This window comes from Metabacillus sp. YM-086, assembly GCF_048059995.1.
Lineage (GTDB): Bacteria > Bacillota > Bacilli > Bacillales > Bacillaceae > Metabacillus > Metabacillus litoralis_B.
Genome location: NZ_JBLUOI010000068.1, coordinates 1,998 through 2,266, shown reverse-complemented (window position 1 = coordinate 2,266; position 269 = coordinate 1,998).

Genomic DNA, 269 nt, shown 5'->3' with positions numbered 1-269 from the left:
GACATAAATCTATTGTAAGAGCAAAGATGTGTCCCAATAAAGCGTGTATCGAGACATAAATCAGCAGTAAGAGCAAAATGTGTCTCGATAAAGCGTGTATCGAGACATAAATCTGGTGTAAGAGCAAAGATGTGTCCCGATAAAGCGAGAATCGAGACATAAATCAGCTGCAAGAGCCAACTTGTGTCCCGATAAAGCGTGTATCGAGACATAAATCTACTGTAAGAGCAAAGATGTGTCCCGATTAGGCCAGAATCGAGACATAAATC